The sequence below is a fragment of the Amycolatopsis sp. EV170708-02-1 genome (genome assembly GCF_022479115.1).
GTDB lineage: Bacteria > Actinomycetota > Actinomycetes > Mycobacteriales > Pseudonocardiaceae > Amycolatopsis.
Genome location: NZ_CP092497.1, coordinates 5,139,630 through 5,156,054 on the forward strand (window position 1 = coordinate 5,139,630; position 16,425 = coordinate 5,156,054).

Annotated in this window: 11 protein-coding genes and 1 pseudogene; 3 read left to right on the plus strand and 9 right to left on the minus strand. The window is 69.9% G+C overall.

Features of this window, described 5'->3' with window-relative positions; genetic code table 11:
- Positions 1–70 precede the first annotated feature (70 nt).
- Both MJQ72_RS23335 and MJQ72_RS23340 read right to left on the minus strand, forming a co-directional pair.
- Complete coding sequence (locus tag MJQ72_RS23335) at positions 71–1,120, minus strand: alpha/beta hydrolase (RefSeq protein WP_240593090.1); 1,050 nt, start codon at positions 1,118–1,120, stop codon at positions 71–73.
- Between the two features lie 76 nt (positions 1,121–1,196).
- Complete coding sequence (locus MJQ72_RS23340; RefSeq protein WP_240593091.1) at positions 1,197–2,540, minus strand: cytochrome P450; 1,344 nt, start codon at positions 2,538–2,540, stop codon at positions 1,197–1,199.
- 171 nt (positions 2,541–2,711) lie between these two features.
- Between MJQ72_RS23340 and MJQ72_RS23345 the strand changes: the two genes are divergently transcribed.
- Positions 2,712–3,524 (plus strand): SAM-dependent methyltransferase, encoded by an 813-nt coding sequence (locus MJQ72_RS23345; RefSeq protein ID WP_240593092.1) that lies wholly within the window; start codon positions 2,712–2,714, stop codon positions 3,522–3,524.
- A gap of 64 nt (positions 3,525–3,588) precedes the next feature.
- On the opposite strand, the gene MJQ72_RS23350 is transcribed toward MJQ72_RS23345, so the two are convergent.
- Entirely contained in the window at positions 3,589–4,077 is a 489-nt protein-coding gene (locus MJQ72_RS23350; RefSeq protein WP_240593093.1) for a hypothetical protein, read from the minus strand.
- Between the two features lie 124 nt (positions 4,078–4,201).
- On the opposite strand from MJQ72_RS23350, the gene MJQ72_RS23355 reads away from it, so the two are divergent.
- The gene (locus tag MJQ72_RS23355) at positions 4,202–6,994 is read left to right on the plus strand and encodes a BTAD domain-containing putative transcriptional regulator (protein ID WP_240593094.1); all 2,793 of its coding nucleotides are present in this window, start codon (positions 4,202–4,204) and stop codon (positions 6,992–6,994) included.
- Positions 6,995–7,028: 34 nt separating this feature from the next.
- Here MJQ72_RS23355 and MJQ72_RS23360 read toward each other — a convergent pair.
- A pseudogene (locus tag MJQ72_RS23360) lies at positions 7,029–8,051 on the minus strand (MFS transporter); the annotation flags it as partial.
- Between the two features lie 94 nt (positions 8,052–8,145).
- Here MJQ72_RS23360 and MJQ72_RS23365 point away from each other — a divergent pair.
- A complete protein-coding gene (locus MJQ72_RS23365; protein WP_240593095.1) occupies positions 8,146–9,078 on the plus strand; it encodes a LysR family transcriptional regulator in 933 nt (310 codons plus the stop codon).
- Here the strand turns inward: MJQ72_RS23365 and MJQ72_RS23370 are convergent.
- The 5 genes from MJQ72_RS23370 to MJQ72_RS23390 form a co-directional block, all read right to left on the minus strand.
- On the minus strand, positions 9,059–9,856 hold the full coding sequence (locus MJQ72_RS23370; RefSeq protein WP_240593096.1) for an alpha/beta fold hydrolase: 798 nt from the start codon (positions 9,854–9,856) through the stop codon (positions 9,059–9,061). The genes MJQ72_RS23365 and MJQ72_RS23370 overlap by 20 nt on opposite strands.
- A gap of 69 nt (positions 9,857–9,925) precedes the next feature.
- Positions 9,926–11,074: an epoxide hydrolase family protein gene (locus tag MJQ72_RS23375; RefSeq protein WP_240593097.1), complete on the minus strand. Its 1,149-nt coding sequence runs from the start codon at positions 11,072–11,074 to the stop codon at positions 9,926–9,928.
- Positions 11,075–11,353: 279 nt separating this feature from the next.
- A complete protein-coding gene (locus MJQ72_RS23380) occupies positions 11,354–13,696 on the minus strand; it encodes a polysaccharide lyase 8 family protein (RefSeq protein WP_240593098.1) in 2,343 nt (780 codons plus the stop codon).
- A gap of 107 nt (positions 13,697–13,803) precedes the next feature.
- Positions 13,804–15,261 carry an aldehyde dehydrogenase (NADP(+)) gene (locus MJQ72_RS23385; RefSeq protein WP_240593099.1) on the minus strand — a complete coding sequence of 486 codons (1,458 nt, stop codon included), beginning with the start codon at positions 15,259–15,261 and terminating at the stop codon, positions 13,804–13,806.
- A gap of 16 nt (positions 15,262–15,277) precedes the next feature.
- Complete coding sequence (locus MJQ72_RS23390; RefSeq protein ID WP_240593100.1) at positions 15,278–16,423, minus strand: hypothetical protein; 1,146 nt, start codon at positions 16,421–16,423, stop codon at positions 15,278–15,280.
- Between the last annotated feature and the right edge of the window lie 2 nt (positions 16,424–16,425).

Consider the following 16,425-nt stretch of genomic DNA (forward strand, 5'->3'; position numbering starts at 1 on the left):
GTGGAGGAACATCCTCCACGATTCTGAAGCCGTACTCACCGTTTAACGGTCACCCAATCGGGTGGTCACCCTACGGTACTGCAACACCGACCTTTTCCCTCAACCAAGTGCGGGTGGCGTCCCGATACTGGGACGCGTTGCGATGTAACGCCAGCGAATGTCCGGCACCGGGCAGAACATACGTGGAAAGTTCGGCCTCGGGTCGATAGAACGGCGCTTCCGCCGGACGCAGCGTCTCGCCGCTCGAACAGTCGCGAAGCGAGAAAAGGCCGCAGAACAGGATGTCTTCCGACCCGACGGCCTGGAGAACCGGCACCCGGATCTCTTTCGTCGCGGGCAGCACGATGCCGAACACGGCGACCGTCCCCATTCCCGGGACCGAAACCTGATCCTTGGTCGCCTCATCGGCTTCGATGACCTGGGGGTCGGTATTTTCCGTCGCGTAGAACAGTCCGGCACGCGCTCCCGGTTTCGTCGTGAAATAGAGCGGGTCGCTGCCCAGCGAGCCGAGCCGCCCGTCGGTGAACGCGGGCTGCAGGCCGAAAAGCACCCCGAAGGTCAGCGCGGGGACCGACGGCAGATGCGTCATCCCGGTGAGGATCACGCCGTCCACGTCCTGATACGTCGAGGCCTCCGCCGCGACGATGCCCGAACCGACCGAATGCCCGACGATCACGACCTTCTCGAACGGTGTGCCGCCGACCCGGCCCGCGCGCAGATGACCGATCACCTCGTGCATCGACCGTGCCAGCACCGGCAACAGGAGCGGAAGGCTGAACGGTTTGCTGCTCCCGCCCGAACCGAGCTGGTCCGCCGCGAAGGTCGCGTAGCCGTGCTTCGCCATGTCCCGCTGATAGGAATAGCGATCCGGGTCGTAGGGCAGGTCCCAGTAGGCGCTGTTGTAGGTACCGCCGTGCACCAGCAGCTGGACCGCCTTGGGCGCCGGGCCTTCGGGCAGGCAGAACCGGCCGTGCACCGTGGCGGGTTCGCCGAGCGGGCCGGTGACCGGCAGATCCAGATCGGAACAGCGGACGTCGACGGCCTCGGCCGGGGCCGCGACCAGGAAGCCGCCGAGGAGCACGCAGCACGCGGCCACCGCCGTGGCCAGTTTGAGCGGCATTCTCTCAGAACCCTCTCCGGAATCGGGACGCTCGGAAGGAGCATGAACCCTACACCTGGTGATCGACCGCTCACCGTCAGCCTTGCGTTCTCGGCCGCGCGATCATCGGCAACCGGTTCGGCTGCATCGTCGCCTTGATCTTGGGGAACACCTTCACCCCTGGTACCGGCTCCAGCCGCCATCGGGCGCCGATCGTCGCCGCGACCAACGCGATCTCCGTGGGAGCGAACTGATGGCCGGGGCACAGCCGGGCGCCGGCACCGAACGGGATGAACGCGCCCTTCGGCACCTCGGCGGCGCGCTCGGGTTCCCAGCGATCCGGGTCGAACCGTTCGGGATCGGGGAACCAGCGCGGATCGCGATGCAAAGTGTGCTGGCTGACCGCGACCTCGGTACCGGCCGGAAGGCGCACACCGCCGAGTTCGACGTCCTCCCGCGCCCGCCGCATCAGGATCACCGGCGGGGTCCGGCGGACGACCTCGTTGATGATCCGCTGCGTGTAGACCAGCCGCGGCAGGTGTTCGAACCGCGCGGGCCCGCCCGCGAGCACCTCGTCGACCTCGGCGTGGAAGCGGCGTTCGACATCCGGCCTCGCCCCGATCTCGTGGAAGAACCACGCGAGCGCGACGGCGGTGGTCTCGGCGCCGGTGGTGAGGATCGTGATGACCTCGTCCGCCACCTGCCGGTCGGTCATCCTCTCGCCGGTCTCGTCGTCCTTGGCCAGCAACAACATCGAGAGCAGATCGCCCTGATCGCCGCCCTTCTCACGCGCTTCGAGGACGGCGTCGCCGATGACCCGCCGCAGCCGCGCGGCCGCCGCGTCGAACTCGCGGTTCGCCGGAATCGGCAGGCGTTCCACGAACCTCGGCGAGAACGCCCGGACCATGACGTACTTCAACATGACCGGGATCGACCGCTGGATCTCGCTGAGCGCGTCGTCGCCGAGTTCGGCGGAGAACAGCGTGCGCCCGGAAATGGTCAGCGCGAGATCCTGCATGCGCCGGTCGAATTCGACCACCTCACCCGGTTTCCACGTATCGGCGAGTTCTACAGCGAGCTTCGTCATCGTCGTCTCGGCGTAGAGCGCGATCCGGCTTCGCTGGAAAGCGGGCAACATCATCCGTCGTTGCCGCTGGTTGAAGGCACCGTTGGAGGTCGCGAGCCCGTCGCCGAACAACGGCCGCATCTTGTCGAACACGATGCCTTTGTCGAATTTCCCCGCGTCGACGGCGAGCAGCCGCCACGCCAGCTCGGGGGTCGTGACCAGATAGACCGGCATCGGGCCGAAGTCGAGCCGCACGACATCGCCGTGCGAGCGCAGTGAGGACAACAGTTTCAGCGGGTCACGGAGCATCGGCACGGTATGCCCCAGCACCGGCCACCGGCCCGGTGCGACAGCGACGTCCGGAGGTGCTGCCATCGTGCTCGTCTCCCGGTGCCTGGACGCTGAACCCGGTCACCTTAGGACCGCGAGGCGACGGAGCGGGTTCCGCCGCCGCACTTCCACACGATCGGACGATGGCAGCACGGTCCCGTCAGGCCGCTAGACTCCTGTGCCCCAACGGATCCCAACCGAACGGCGGCGACGACGGTGACTTCGAACCTGAGCTGGGTACCCCCCGAGGTCGACACGACCGTGCCGAATCCCGCCCGGGTCTACGACTACTGGCTCAACGGCGACCACAACTTCCAGGCCGACCGCGAGCTGGGCGAACAGATCCTGAAGATCATGCCGGGCATCCGCGACGCGGCCCGGCTCAACCGCGCCTTCCTGCGGCGTGCCGCGCTGCACATGGTGGAGGCGGGGGTGCGGCAGTTCCTCGACATCGGCTCCGGAATCCCGACCGTCGGCAACCTCCACGAGATCGTCCAGCGGATCGACCCGTCCTGCCGGGTGGTCTACGTCGACCGCGAATCGGTCGCCGTGGCACACGCCAAGCTGCTGCTGCGCGGCAACGACCGGTGCGCGGCGATCCAGGCCGACCTCCGCGACGTCAACGACATCCTCGACGCGCCCGAAACCAGGGAACTGCTGGACCTCGACCAGCCGATCGGCCTGTTCATGTTGCTGCTGCTGCATTTCGTGCCGGACTCGTGGGAGCCGCACGGGATCCTGGCCCGCTACCGGGAGCGGATCGCCTCCGGCAGCTTCCTGGCCGTGTCGCACGTCGCCGCCGACGCGAACTCGAGCGGCCTCGACGAGGCCATCGCGGCGTACAAGAGCACCCGGAACGACCCCATCCCCCGGACCCACGACCAGGTGCTTTCGTTCTTCGAGGGGTTCGACGTCATCGAGCCCGGCGTCGTCGGCTGCGCGATGTGGAACCCGCAGGGCGCCGGTGACATGTCCGAAGACCCGGAGATCAACTCGCTGCCGTACGCCGGTGTGGGCCGGAAACCCTGAGGTCAAGCCTCGTGAGTGGCGAGGACGGTTAGAACCGTCCTCGCCACTCACGACCTCCCCCGGCTCAGGGCAGCACGTCGGTCACGGTGTCCTTGATGACCTGCCACTTCCCGTGCTCGCGTACCAGCGTCAGGCTGATCGTGTAGTGCCGGTTGATGTTCTGCGACGGCACCTTGTAGTACGCGTCGAGGATCGCGAAGCCCATCTTGCAGCCCTCGACGACGGTGTGGGTCACCGTCCACGGCATGCTGTACTCGTAAGGGACCTTGAACTGCTCGTTGACCACCGGGTCGACGTTGGCGTCGTAGCCGATGAACAGCTGCCCCCGGCGCCCGACGGTCACCATGTTCTGGTGGATGATCGCCCGGTAGCGGGCCTCGTCGCGTTTGTTGAAGCTGTCCATGTCCTCCCAGACCGCGCGGTCGAACGCGCGCTGACAGGCCTGCCGTTCCGACTCGGCCCGCTGGTCGCTCGCCGCCGCCGCGGCGGGCACGCCGATTCCCGCGGCGGCCACGATCAGCCCGGCCAACGCCGCGTAATACCGCTTGCGCATGGGATTCTCCTCGTCACGTCCCGTATTCCGTCCACCAGCAGGTTCGCCGGGCGGCGCATCACAGCTGCATCACTTCCGCACCGGCGCGGGCGGATGGCCGGTTAACCTCGCGGGAGGGGGTGCGATGGAGTTCCGGATCTTGGGCCCGGTGCAGTGCCGGAACGAGGCGCGGCCGGTGAAACTGGCGGGCCCGCGGCAGGAGCGGATCCTCGCCGCGCTGCTGCTCGGCGCCGATCGGGTCGTCTCGGTCTCTCGGCTGGTGGACGTCGTCTGGGACGAGGATCCGCCCGCCACCGCCACGCGCCAGATCCGCAACCTCACCACCGCACTGAAGCGCACGCTCCTCGCCGAGGGTGCCGCCGACGACGTTTTGACCGCCGAAGGGCCGGGCTTCGTCCTTCGCCCAGACTCCTTCGACCTCCGCACGTTCGAGGAGCGCGTCTCGCGTGGTGAGTTCCGCGAAGCGCTCGCGTGCTGGAGCGGCCCGGCTCTGTCCGGTGTGGACAGTGCGGCGCTGCGTGGTGAAGCCGAAGAGCTCGACGAGCGTCGTCTGTCCGTTGTGGAGCGTTGTCTCGACGAAGAGATCTCTGCCGGGGAAGACTCCGTCGCCGAGCTGACGGCGCTGGTCGCCGAACACCCGCTCCGGGAACCGTTCGCCGGTTTGCTCATGCGTGCGCTGCACCAGCAGGGCAGGCAGGCCGACGCGCTGAACGTCTACCGGCGGGCGCGAACGAGGCTGGTGGAGGAACTCGGGATCGACCCCGGGCCGAAGCTGCGCGAACTCTACGAGCGGATCCTGCGTGACGAGCCGGAATACGGCAAGTCCCGCTGCTTCCTCCCTTACGACGTCCCGGATTTCACCGGGCGTGAGGCCGAGATCGGCCGGCTGGTCGATGCCGTCCGGCTCGGCCGCCCGGTCGTCGTCGACGGTATGGCCGGTGTCGGCAAGACCTCGCTCGCCGTCCATGCCGCGCATCGGCTCGCCGCCGATTTCCCCGACGGGCAGCTGTTCGTGGATCTGCACGGCCACTCCCCCGCCCGCGAACCGCTTCCGCCGGAGGCCGCGCTCGAAGCCCTGCTCGGGCAGCTGGACGTCCCGGCCTCACGGCTTCCCGGCGGCGTGGACCGGCGGGCCGAACTGTGGCGGACCAGGACGGCGGGCCGGTCGCTGCTCGTGGTGCTCGACAACGCCGCGAGCGCGGAACAGCTGCGGCCGCTGATTCCGGGTTCGGCGACGGTCGCCGTCTTGGTCACCGGGAGGCGCCGCCTGGCCGCGGTCGACGGCGCCGCGTCGATCAGTCTCGAAGTGCTGCCGGACGAAGAGGCGGGCGCCCTGTTCGCGGCGGCGTCCGGGCGACCGGACACCGGGGTGGCCGCGTTGTGCGGGAACCTGCCGCTGGCGATCCGCATCGCGGCCGCCCGGCTGCAGAATCGTCCACAGTGGACCGTCGAGGCGCTGGCCGAACGGCTGGGCTCCGAACACGACCGGCTGGCCGAGCTGAAGGTCGCCGGACGCGACGTGGCCGCGGCCTTCGCACTGTCCTATCGGGAGCTCGACGCCGCGCAACAGCGCATGTTCCGTTTGCTGGGGCGCAATCCCGGTGCCGACATCGGCGTGCCCGCGGCGGCCGCCCTGGCCGGTATCGGGGAACGCGAGGCCGAACGCCTGCTGGAGGACCTACTCGACGCCCATCTGCTCAGGCAGCCGGCGCTGGGCCGCTACGCGTTCCACGACCTGATCGCCGAGCACGCCCGCAACGCCGCACGCGACGAGGAATCCGGCCCTGCCGTGCGCCGTCTCCTCGATCACTACCGCGACGGCGGCGGCCCCGGCTGGTACCGGGCGGAACGGGCGAACCTCGTCGCGGTGACCCGGCACGCGCTCGACGCCGGTCTCGACGAGTACGCCTGGCGGATCGCCGCGGACACCACGGAACATCTCCGGGAGAGCGGGCACCTCGACGAGCTGCTCGCCGTGGCACGGGCCGGGATCACCGCCGCCCGCCGGATCGGCGACCCGCACGCGATCCAGCTGAGCCTGGCGAGCCTCACCCTGGCGTTCTGGGAGAACGGGCGGCTCACCGAGGGCATGGACTGCGCGCTGGAACGGCTGGACGTCGTCCGCGCGTCAGGTGACCGCGCGGCCGAGGCGATCGCGCTGTCCAGGGCGGGTGCGCTGCACGGCATGCTCGGCCGCTATCCCGAGGCGATCCGGTTCTACCGGGACGGCCTGGCCGTCGTGGACGAGACCGCCGCCGCCACGCTGTGGACCAATCTCAGCAACGCCCAGGAGGTCCTCGGCAGGCTGGACGACGCGCTGGTCTCCGCCCGGCGGGCGGTGGAGCTGCGCGAGGACGACCGCGGCACGATCCTGAGTTCCGCCCAGCTCGGCCTGGTCCTGTCCCGGCTCGGCCGGTTCGACGAAGCCTTCGACGTCATCGAACGGTCGATCACCGCCTCGCGGGATCTCGGCTATCTCTTCGGCGAGGCATGGAGCCGGATCGACCTCGCCGACGCCCTGTTGCTCGCCCACCGCCCGGGCGACGCGCGCGAACAGGCCGAACGCGCGTGCGCGATCCTCACACGGCTCAACCATCCGCTGCTGCTGGCGATGGCGGCCAACAGCCTGGGCACCGCCTGCCTAGCGCTCGGCGAGACGGCGACGGGCCTCAAGCGGCATCGGCTCGCGCTCGAAACGGCGAAGCGGATCGGCTATCGGTTGCAGGAAGCCCGCGCGCTGGCCGGGCTGGGGCAGGCCGGAGCCGCGCGGGACCACTACGCCGCGATGGGCCTGCCCATCGAACCCACCAGCAAGGCGACCATGGCGAGCGCCGCCGTACTCCACAGCAACAGCACGACACCCGCCCCTCGACGACCAAGCCGCCGACGAAGGCGCCCAGGGCTATCGAACCGGTGAACACGCCGACGTAGAGACCGGTGACGTGCTCGACGCGATCCGGCGCGAGGGCGGTCATCCACAGCTGCGCGCCGACCGACAGTCCGCCGTAGGCCAGCCCCCACAGGGCGACCGCGGCCCAGGCGACGAACGCGGAGGCGCCGGACAGAGCCAGAAGCCCGAGCGCGACCGCGATACCGGACGCCAGCAGCAGCACGGTCGGCCGAGGCCTGCGCCCGGCCGCGGCTCCGGCCACGAAGTTGCCGATCAGCCCGGACACGCCGTAGACGAGCAACAGCGACGCGATCGCGCCCGCCGTCAGCCGGGGCAGCTCTTCGAGGACCGGACGCACGTAGGTGTACGCGGCGAAGTGCGCGGTCACCAGCAGCACCACCACGGCGAGGCCGGTGACCACGGCGGGACGGAACAACGAGCGGCGCCGTCCGGTGCCGGTCTGTTCGGCGACCGCGGGACGGCGCAACACGGGCAAGGCGAGCAGCAAGGCGGGAACGAGCACCGACGCGCACACCACGAGCGACCAGAAGGCCGCTCGCCAGCCGAAAGCGTTCCCCACGAACGTGCCCAACGGCACCCCGAGCACCGAGGCGGCGGCGACACCCCCGACGGTGAACGAAACCGCGAGCGCGCTGTCGCGAGCCGCGACCAGCCTGATGGCCACGGCCGAAGCCATCCCCCAGACGGCGCCCATCCCGGCACCGAGCACGATCCGCGCGACCATGAGCAGCCCGAAATCGACGGCGATCGCGGTCAGCCCGTTGCCGGCGGCCAGCACCGCCACGGCCGCGGCCAGCACCCGGCGCCGATCGAGGTCGCCGAGCAGCCGCGGCACCACGGGTGCGGTGACCGCCGAAACCAGACCGGTGACGGTCAGGCTGAGCCCGGTCGCGCCCGCGGAGACGCCGAGACCGTCCGCCATCGGGGTGAGCATCCCGACCGGCAGCATCTCGGAGGTCACCACCAGGAACGTGCTCAGCGTCAGCACGCCGACGGCGGCCCATCGCGACGGGGAAGTCCGCTCCGGACGAACCGGAGCCGGGTGGGAAACAGAGGAACTCATGCCGCCAGCCCATCACCGCGCGGCACCGGGAACAACGACGTCTTCCTCATCGATCGATGAGCCAGGCTCATCGATCCGGTGCTATCGTCCGAGGATGGGTGACGCGCTTCCGACCATGCACCAAGCGCATCTGCAGCAGATCGAATGCCTGCTCGCGCTGGCGGAAGAACTGCATTTCGGGCATACGGCAGAGCGGCTCGGCTACTCGCAATCGCGAGTGAGCCAGCTCATCGCCACGCTGGAGGCGCGGGTCGGCGCGCGGCTGGTCGAGCGCACCAGCCGCAAGGTCGGGCTCACCCGCGTCGGCGCGCAGTTCGTCAAGGAGATCCGGCCCGCGTATCGCGCGCTGCTCCGCACCTTCGAGCGCGCGCGTGAGCGGGCGATGCGCGGCGCAGTCGAAGAACTGCGGGTCGGGTTCACCGGCATGGTCTACGAGGAGGTCACTTCGATCTTCCGCGCGCTGCGCGATCGGCACGGCGTGGCCGTGCACACCCACGACGTCCCGCTCGGCTCACCGTTCACCGCCGTGCTCGACGGCGAGATCGACGCCGTCATCGCCGAGCTCCCGGTCCACGAACCCGAGCTCACGGTCGGCTTCCTGTTCCCGCCGCAAGACCAGTACGTGATGGTCGGGACCAGTCACCCCATCGCGGAGCGCGAGTCGATCGATCGGGAAGATCTCGCGGAACTCGACCTGCTCCACCGCGCCGGTGACGGCCCCGGCTACTGGAAGGCCGCGCGCACACCGCCCGCCACCCCGTCGGGAACGCCGATTCCCTCGACCGCGGGGATCACGACCGTCCAGCAGGGAATGGCGCTGGCGGCGTCCGGGATGCACGCGATGCTGGTGTGCCGTCCGTTGACGGAACAGCACACCCGCACCGATCTGCGCTACGTCCCCGTCCGCGGCCTGGAAGCGTCCAGCCAGCTCGGTCTCGTCTGGCGGACCGGCCACGTGAACCCGCCGCTGACCGCGCTGGCCGAACTGCTCGAACAGGCCGGGTCGGTCAGCCGAAAAACCCGGTGAGCAGGCCGCGCAAGGTGTCCGGCTGGTGGAGGACGCCGTGGTCCTGCCCCTCGACGGTGGCGTACCGCGCGCCGGGGATCGCGTCGGCGACCGCGCGGGCGCCCGCCCGCATCCAGGCGTCGCTCTCCCCGCCGTCGACGACCAGCGTGGGCACCGGGATCTTGGCCAGCCTGTCCGCGGGCAGCACGTTTCCGGGGCCGCAGAGCGCGAGGTCGTACGGCAGCGTGTGGGCGAGCCCGGTGAACCACGCCCAGAACGGGTCGTCCCGCATCCCCTTGACGACCTCTTCCGGCGTCGCCGTCCCCTCGACCAGGAACAGCTCCGCCGCGCCGTCGCGGTCGCCGTCGGCGATCAAGGCACGGACGCGGTCGAAGAGGTCGGCCGCGGGCCTCTCCCGGCTGTCGTCGACGACGTACGGCGGCTCGTACACGGCGAGGCTGGTCATGGCGACGCCTCTGGCGGCCGCCTCCAGCCCCAGCACCGCACCCGACGAGTGCCCGAACACCGCCGCCGAACCACCCACGTGCTCGATCAACGCGGCGAGATCCTCGACCTCGCGTTCCACCGAATAGACCGCGCCGGCGCCGCTGTCACCCCGGCCACGCCGGTCGTAGGCGATCACGCTGTACTCCGGTGCCAGGGTCGCGGCCAGGCCGGCGACGGTCGTCCGGTCGTTGAACGCGCCGCCGACCAGGATCACCGGCGTGCCCTCACCGGTGCGGTCGAAGGCGATCGAGGTTCCGTCGGCCGAGGTCACGGTCTCGAACGAGGTGGTCATCAGGTCCTCCACAGGGTCGCTTCACTCTAGCTTCGGCACTGAGTCGGAGCCGACGACCACCGCTCGACATCACTTCCGGAGATTTCCGAAGAATTCGCGGAGTTCGGCCACCACGTCGTCCGGCACGGCCATCGCGACCATGTGACTGGGGCTTTCGTGCTCGGCCCAGCGCACGACGTCGTTCTTGCGCGAGGCGATCGCACGCAACGCGGACGGCCCGCCGTGAGAGACGCCGGTCGGCACCGCCGTCTGGTCCATCGGCATCGCGGCCTGCCCCTCGTAGTACGGCCACAGCGAGGTGCCGCCGGTCCCGGTCAGCCAGTACAACGTCGCGTTGGTGAGGAGCAGGTCGCGGTCGATCGGCTCGGCGGGCGGCGTGCCGTCGGGCCAGCCGTCGAACTCCTTGAACCGTTCCATCAGGTACGCCAGCTGCGCGACCGGCGAATCGAGGAAGCCGAAACTCAGCGTCTGCGGCCTGTTCGTCAGGTACGGCGCGTAGCCGCTGCCGCCCGCGAAACGCTCCAGCAGCCCCGCGAGATCGGCCTGGTCCTGCGGCGTGAGCCCCTCGAAGTCGGCCGGATCGCCGGTCGGCACCCCGAGCCCGGACGTGATGTGCGAGCCGATGACGTGCTCGGACGCGTGCACCGCGAGGCAGGGCGTCACCAGCGCTCCGGCGTCGTTCCCGTGCGCGCCATAGCGTTCGTAACCGAGGCGGCTCATCAGTTCCGCCCAGGTCCGCGCCACCCGGGCGATGTCCCACGGTCGTTCGTCGGCCGGCTCCGGGAACGGCGAGAAACCGAAGCCCGGCAAGGACGGCGCGACGACGTGGAAGGCGCGAGACGGGTCGAGACCGTGGGCTCGCGGGTCGGTCAGCGGGCCGAGGACATTCAGGAACTCGGCGATCGAGCTGGGCCAGCTGTGCGTCATGATCAGCGGGATCGCGTCGGGTTCCGGCGACCGGACGTGCAGGAAGTGCACGCGCTGGCCGTCGATCTCGGTGGTGTACTGCGGGAATTCGTTGAGCTGCTTCTCCAACGAGCGCCAGTCGTAGCCGTCTCGCCAGTACTCTGCCAGGTCCTTGAGGTATGCGACCGGGACGCCCCGGCTCCACTCGGCACCGGGCAGCGCCGACGGCCAGCGCGTGCGGGCCAGCCGGTCGGTCAGGTCGTCCAGATCGGACTGCGGGATGTCGATGCGGAACTGCTCGATGTCGGTCATGAGGTGACCGTAGGGGCCATTCAGGCCAGTTCCTGACCTAAATGATCCCTCGCGTTCAGCCGGCTAAACGCGGGCTCATGGTCAGCATGTCGCGAAAGCCACTTTCGCGACGTCTGATGTCCCGAAAGTGGCTTTCGCGACCCAAGCCTTGGCGTTCGGGGAGGACGAAGGGAGCTTTCCCCGCATCCGATGCGATGAAAGTCCCCTTCGCAGCACTGTCTTTGGACGAACGTGGCGATCGCCGCGTTCGTCCGTGAAGGCAGCCCCGCATTCAGCCGGCTAAACGCGGACGATCTGCGTGGCGCCGAAGGTGTCCTTCACCGGCACCTCGAAGGTCTTCCGCCGCACGGTCACGCGCAGGACCTCCTGTCGCTGCGTCGGATCCGAAACCGCCAGCTGCCAACCGTTCGAGGTCCGCCCGAGCGCGACCGACGCCGGCCCGGACACCGACACCTCGTCGACCGAGCCGGCGGCGAAGAAGTTCGCCAGCAGGGTCGCGTCCCACAGCCGGACGGCCTGCACGGTCGCGGTGTTGGACCGCACGCGCCACGACCAAGCCGACGCGATCGTCTGCAGCACCGACGCGGTGGGAAGGACGGCGTAGGCGTAGCTCGCGTTCGAGGGCTTGGCTCCGTGTTCGATGACCAGCTTCTGGTAGCGCCGGGTGTAGGGCACCGTGGTGCCCTTGGTGTTGGCGCCCTTGTCGATGTCGCGCCAGGTCCCTGTCCGGTCCTCGCGCAGCGCGGTGACCTCGGCGTCGTCGAGCAGGAGGTACCCGCCGACCCGTTCGAGGTGCAGCCATCGCTTGCGCCGCAAGGACTCCGAGCCGCCGACGAGATGGCCGTCGGCCAGCAGGACACCGGTGCCGTTCTCGCCGAGGTTGCGGTTCTCGATCGTGGTGCGGACCCGCTCGCCGGAGGAGTCGGTGATCCCGGCGCCGAGGCACACCACACCGGACGGCGTGAAGAACCACGACTTCTTCGCGGTCAGCGTGCCGTCCTGCGAGACGAAGTCGAGGGCGTGCGCGCCGTGCCGCGCGTCCCAGCGGACACCGCCGCAGTGATCCTTGCCGGTGAGCGGGACCGACTCCAGTTTGGGGGCCGGTCCGCTCTTGGTGGTCGTGCCCGGCAGCAGCAGCGGGTCGACCGTCGGCCAGTAGGCGTCGGTGAAGTGCCCCTTCGCCTTCGGCAGGAACAGATACAGCGAACCGTCGCCGACGTACCAGCCGTGCAGGTTCATCGAGTTGATCGACTCGTACCGCGAGATCCGCGTCGAGGCGACGCCGAGCGAGGCCGACCAGCCTTCGGTGATGTGCACCATCCGGTCCTGCTGGCCGAACACGCGATGCGTCGCGACCGTCGGCGTCGCCCGCACCTTGGTCGCCAGCAGCTCCTGCGCGAACTCGATGCCGGGGATGCCGACGAGGTCCGGCCCCGGAGCGAACCGCTCGGGATCGGGGATCTTGAGGTACGGCGCGAAAGTGTCCTCGGTGATCCACTTCGCGGCGAGACCGCCGAGTTCCTCCTTGCGCTTCCCGCTCGCCGACCGGGCCAGCAGGACCACCGCGCCGGTGAGCTGGTGCCCGATGTCGTGCGCCGACTCCCCTTGCCGGGAAAGGAACCGGCCGCGGACCGACTCCATCAGCGCGCCCGCGTACACGAACGGCGCGAAGGTGTCGGAGACCAGCGCGTACGCCGCGTCGCGGACGTCGGCGGGCAGTTCGAACTCCGTGCCCTTGGTGACATGGATGGCGGACGCGACGGCGGTGAGCAGGATGATCCCATAATGCCCGGGATACGGCACCGAATCGTGCTGCAGGAACGATCCGTCGGTGTGGAAGCCGTCGCCCGCCGCGCGATGGAGCTTGGCGATGACGCTCGCCGCTCCCCCACCTTCGATGTCGGTGAACGCCCCGACGCCGCGCTTGATCCGCTCGGCGTCGCCCAGCATCGCGCCGGAGACGAGGGAGATCGTCGACTTGTCCGCGCGGTTGGCGCCGGTCTCGACGACGCTCGGGTTGTTCGTGCGGCGGTTCGGGTCGCCGGAGAACTTCAGTACCGGCTTCAGATACTTGGCGAGCTCGTCCTGGGTGAGCTCGTCGGCGACCGTCGCGAGGATGTGCAGCAGGTAGAGCGGGATGCCGATCTCGTAGGTGTACCAGTTGCCGATCTCGGCGGTCTTCTCGCTGTACTGATCGCTGGTGTACAGCAATTCCAGCGCGCCCTTGATCCGGGCCAGCACGGCGGGATCACCCGCCAGCGCACCGCCCGGGGTGCCCCAGTTGACCGCGATCGCGCGGAGCCGCGCGTACATCGACGTCGTGAACTCGCTGCCGGGGCCGAGCGGAAGGTCCTTCCACAAGGGACCGTCGCCGACCGTCATGCTGTCGTGGTACGCCTTCGCGACCCTGTCGAGGTTCGCCAGCGCCGCCGTGCGCTCCGCCGACGGCCGGTTGATACCGGTTTGCAGTTCGCGATAGCCGGTCACGATGGACGACGTCCCCGGAGCGGCGGGCCGCGCGGACGAAGTGCCCGCGAGAGCGGAGGTGAGCGCCATCGAAGCGGCCGCTGCCGCACCTCCCCGCAAGGCCGTTCTCCTGTCGATGTAACCGAATCCGGACATGACGGTGCCTCCCAAAGGGGTCGAGACGGGTTCAAGGGCGGCGGCGGATACTGGGGCCTTGTGAGTGGTAAGGACGGTTCTAACCGTCCTTACCACTCACGAGGTTTCTAACGCTTCCCGTCGGTCCTGCGGGGCAGGTCCCACGGGTTGTTCTCCTGCAACGGTTCCGGCAGCAGCGCGTCGGGGAAGCCCTGCCAGGCGATCGGTCGCAGGAACCGCTCGATCGCGGCGGTGCCGACCGAGGTACTGGTCGGCGCGGTGGTCGCCGGGTAGGGACCACCGTGTTCCTGTGCCCAGGTGACGGTGACGCCGGTCGGCCAGTCGTTCCACAGCAGACGACCGGCGACGCGGGTCAGCGACGGGAGGACCGGGCGGATCCAGTCCACATCGGACTCTTCACCGTGGACGGTCGCGGTGAGCCCAGGTTCCATCACGCCGAGCAGGCTGATCAGCTCGGCCTGGTCGGTGTAGGTGACGATCAGCGACGCCGGGCCGAAGCACTCTTCGCGGACCGTGTGAGCGTCGGCGAGGAAGGCCTTGGCGGTGGTGGCGAGCAGCGTCGCGCCGTGCGAGATCCCTTCCGTGCCACCGGATTCCGACAGCACCTCGACACCGTCGACGTCGCTGAGCTTCGCCAGTCCGTCGGCGAAGCCCGCCGCGATGCGCTCGTTGAGCATCGGCTGCGCCGGGACCGCGGCGACGGCCTCACGCAGCGTGTCTTCGAGGCCGTGGCCCTCGGGCAGGAACAGCAGTCCCGGCTTGGTGCAGAACTGCCCGGCGCCGAGGGTGAACGATCCCGCGTAGCCCTTGGCGATCGCCTCGCCGCGCGCGTCGATCGCGGCCTGCGTGACGACGACCGGGTTGACGCTGCCGAGTTCGCCGTAGAACGGGATCGGCGACGGCCGCGAGGTCGCGATGTCGAACAGCGCGCGCCCGCCCGGCACGGAACCGGTGAACGACGCCGCCTGGATCCGCGGGTCCTTCAGTGCCGTGACGCCGTTCTGCTGGCCGTGGATGACCGCGAAGATCCCTTCCGGCGCACCGGCCGCGACCAGCGCCTCGCGCAGGACCTCGCCGGTGCGGGCGGACAGCTCCGGGTGTCCCGAGTGCGCCTTGAGCACGACCGGGCAGCCGGCGGCCAGCGCCGACGCGGTGTCACCACCGGCGACGCTGAACGCGAACGGGAAGTTGCTGGCGGCGAACACCAGCACCGGCCCGATCGGGGTGAGCAGCCGCCGGATGTCCGGCCGCGGCCCCATCGGCCACGCGGCGTCCGCGTGATCGACGGTGGCGCCGAGGAACTCGCCGTCGGCCAGCACCTCGCCGAACAGGCGGAGCTGGAACGTCGTGCGCTTCAGCTCGCCCTGCAGCCGCGGGGAGGCCGGGAGATGCGTCTCCCGGTTGGCCAGCGCGATCAGCTCTTCGGCCGCCGCGTCCAGCGCGTCCGCGGCCGCGTTCAGCCATCCGGCGCGCTGGGCTGGGGTCGCGGCCGCCGCCGTGCCTGCCGCATCGGCGGCGGCCGCGAGGATCTGTTCGAGCGTGGCGGGATCCGTTGCCTGGCTCATGATTTTCCTGCTTCTCCTAGAGTTCTTGCGCGGCGCTGACGGCGGCGATGAGATCCGCCCAGCGCCCCGGGCCGGCGAGGCCGAGGTGGTACAGGTGCAGTTCGGTGGCGCCTGCCTTACCGAGTTCGGTGGTGTAGGCCTCGATGTCGGGCACCGGGCTCGCCGCCACCGCGGTGATGTAGCTGCCGACGGCGACCTTCTCCGGCAGTTTGGCCCGCGCCGCAGCGACGGCGTTCACGCTGGGGTGACCGGGTGCCCAGTTCTGCAGCACCACCGCGTCGACGTCGTCCGGGGCCGACGGCGTCAGCCCCGGCAGCGCGCCGGTGACCCACGGGTCCATCGCGCCGTGCAGCACGATCCTGGGCCCGGACGGGATCTTCTCGAGTACCGCGCGCCGGAGGGCGTCGGTCGCGTTCTGGCGCGTGTCGAGCAGGACCTGCCGGAGCGTGGGCAGGATCTTGTCCTCGGTGGCCCGCAGGTCACCGCTGTCGATCAGCCGCCGGACCTCGGCCCGCAGCTTGCCCAGCGCCTTCACCGGATCCTGACCGGCCGCGGCCCAGGCGTCGAGACAGTCTTCGCAGCAGCAGATCGACAGCAGCCGGGCCACCGCGGGCGACCAGACACCGTCGGTCTTCTCGTGCTGGTGCTGGTGCACGGCGCCGAGCGGGCCACAGGCCTCGAGGATCACCGTCGCGAAGTCGAGCCCGGCGAGACTCTCCGCCGCCACGTTCGCCGCGTACTCGCGGACCGCGGGCACGCCGGGGCACAGCGCCCACGGATACCGCTCGCCGAAACAGTTGCGCACGGTGAAATCCGGGAACTCCGTGCCCAGCTGGGAATTATGGGTCAGCACCAGCCACGCCGCGACCGGGATCCCCGCCTCGGTCAGCGCCCGGACGGCGTCGCCCGCGCTGTCGCGGCTTTCGACCCAGTCCGGCTCGGCGGGCTTCAGCTCACCCCAGGCTTCGTCGCGCACCGGCCGGTACAGCGCCGCGTGCCGCGCGACGACCGAGGTGCGCTCAGGCGACCAGGGCGTCGCCGCGCGGGCGCTGTGGTACGACACGGCGACGGCGACCTCGTCGACGCCGAGTTCCCGTACGCGCTCGACGAAACCGGGATCGTCCACGACGTCCCAGGGGTAGGCGTATCCGGTGACCTTCACCT

Excerpts from the sequence above, each read along its gene's own strand:
- MJQ72_RS23335 (WP_240593090.1), bottom strand. The coding sequence starts at position 1,120 with ATGCCGCTCAAACTGGCCACGGCGGTGGCCGCGTGCTGCGTGCTCCTC.
- MJQ72_RS23375 (WP_240593097.1), bottom strand. The coding sequence starts at position 11,074 with ATGACCGACATCGAGCAGTTCCGCATCGACATCCCGCAGTCCGATCTG.
- MJQ72_RS23370 (WP_240593096.1), bottom strand. The coding sequence starts at position 9,856 with ATGACCACCTCGTTCGAGACCGTGACCTCGGCCGACGGAACCTCGATC.
- MJQ72_RS23355 (WP_240593094.1), top strand. The coding sequence starts at position 4,202 with ATGGAGTTCCGGATCTTGGGCCCGGTGCAGTGCCGGAACGAGGCGCGG.
- MJQ72_RS23385 (WP_240593099.1), bottom strand. The coding sequence starts at position 15,261 with ATGAGCCAGGCAACGGATCCCGCCACGCTCGAACAGATCCTCGCGGCC.
- MJQ72_RS23340 (WP_240593091.1), bottom strand. The coding sequence starts at position 2,540 with ATGGCAGCACCTCCGGACGTCGCTGTCGCACCGGGCCGGTGGCCGGTG.
- MJQ72_RS23365 (WP_240593095.1), top strand. The coding sequence starts at position 8,146 with ATGGGTGACGCGCTTCCGACCATGCACCAAGCGCATCTGCAGCAGATC.
- MJQ72_RS23350 (WP_240593093.1), bottom strand. The coding sequence starts at position 4,077 with ATGCGCAAGCGGTATTACGCGGCGTTGGCCGGGCTGATCGTGGCCGCC.
- MJQ72_RS23380 (WP_240593098.1), bottom strand. The coding sequence starts at position 13,696 with ATGTCCGGATTCGGTTACATCGACAGGAGAACGGCCTTGCGGGGAGGT.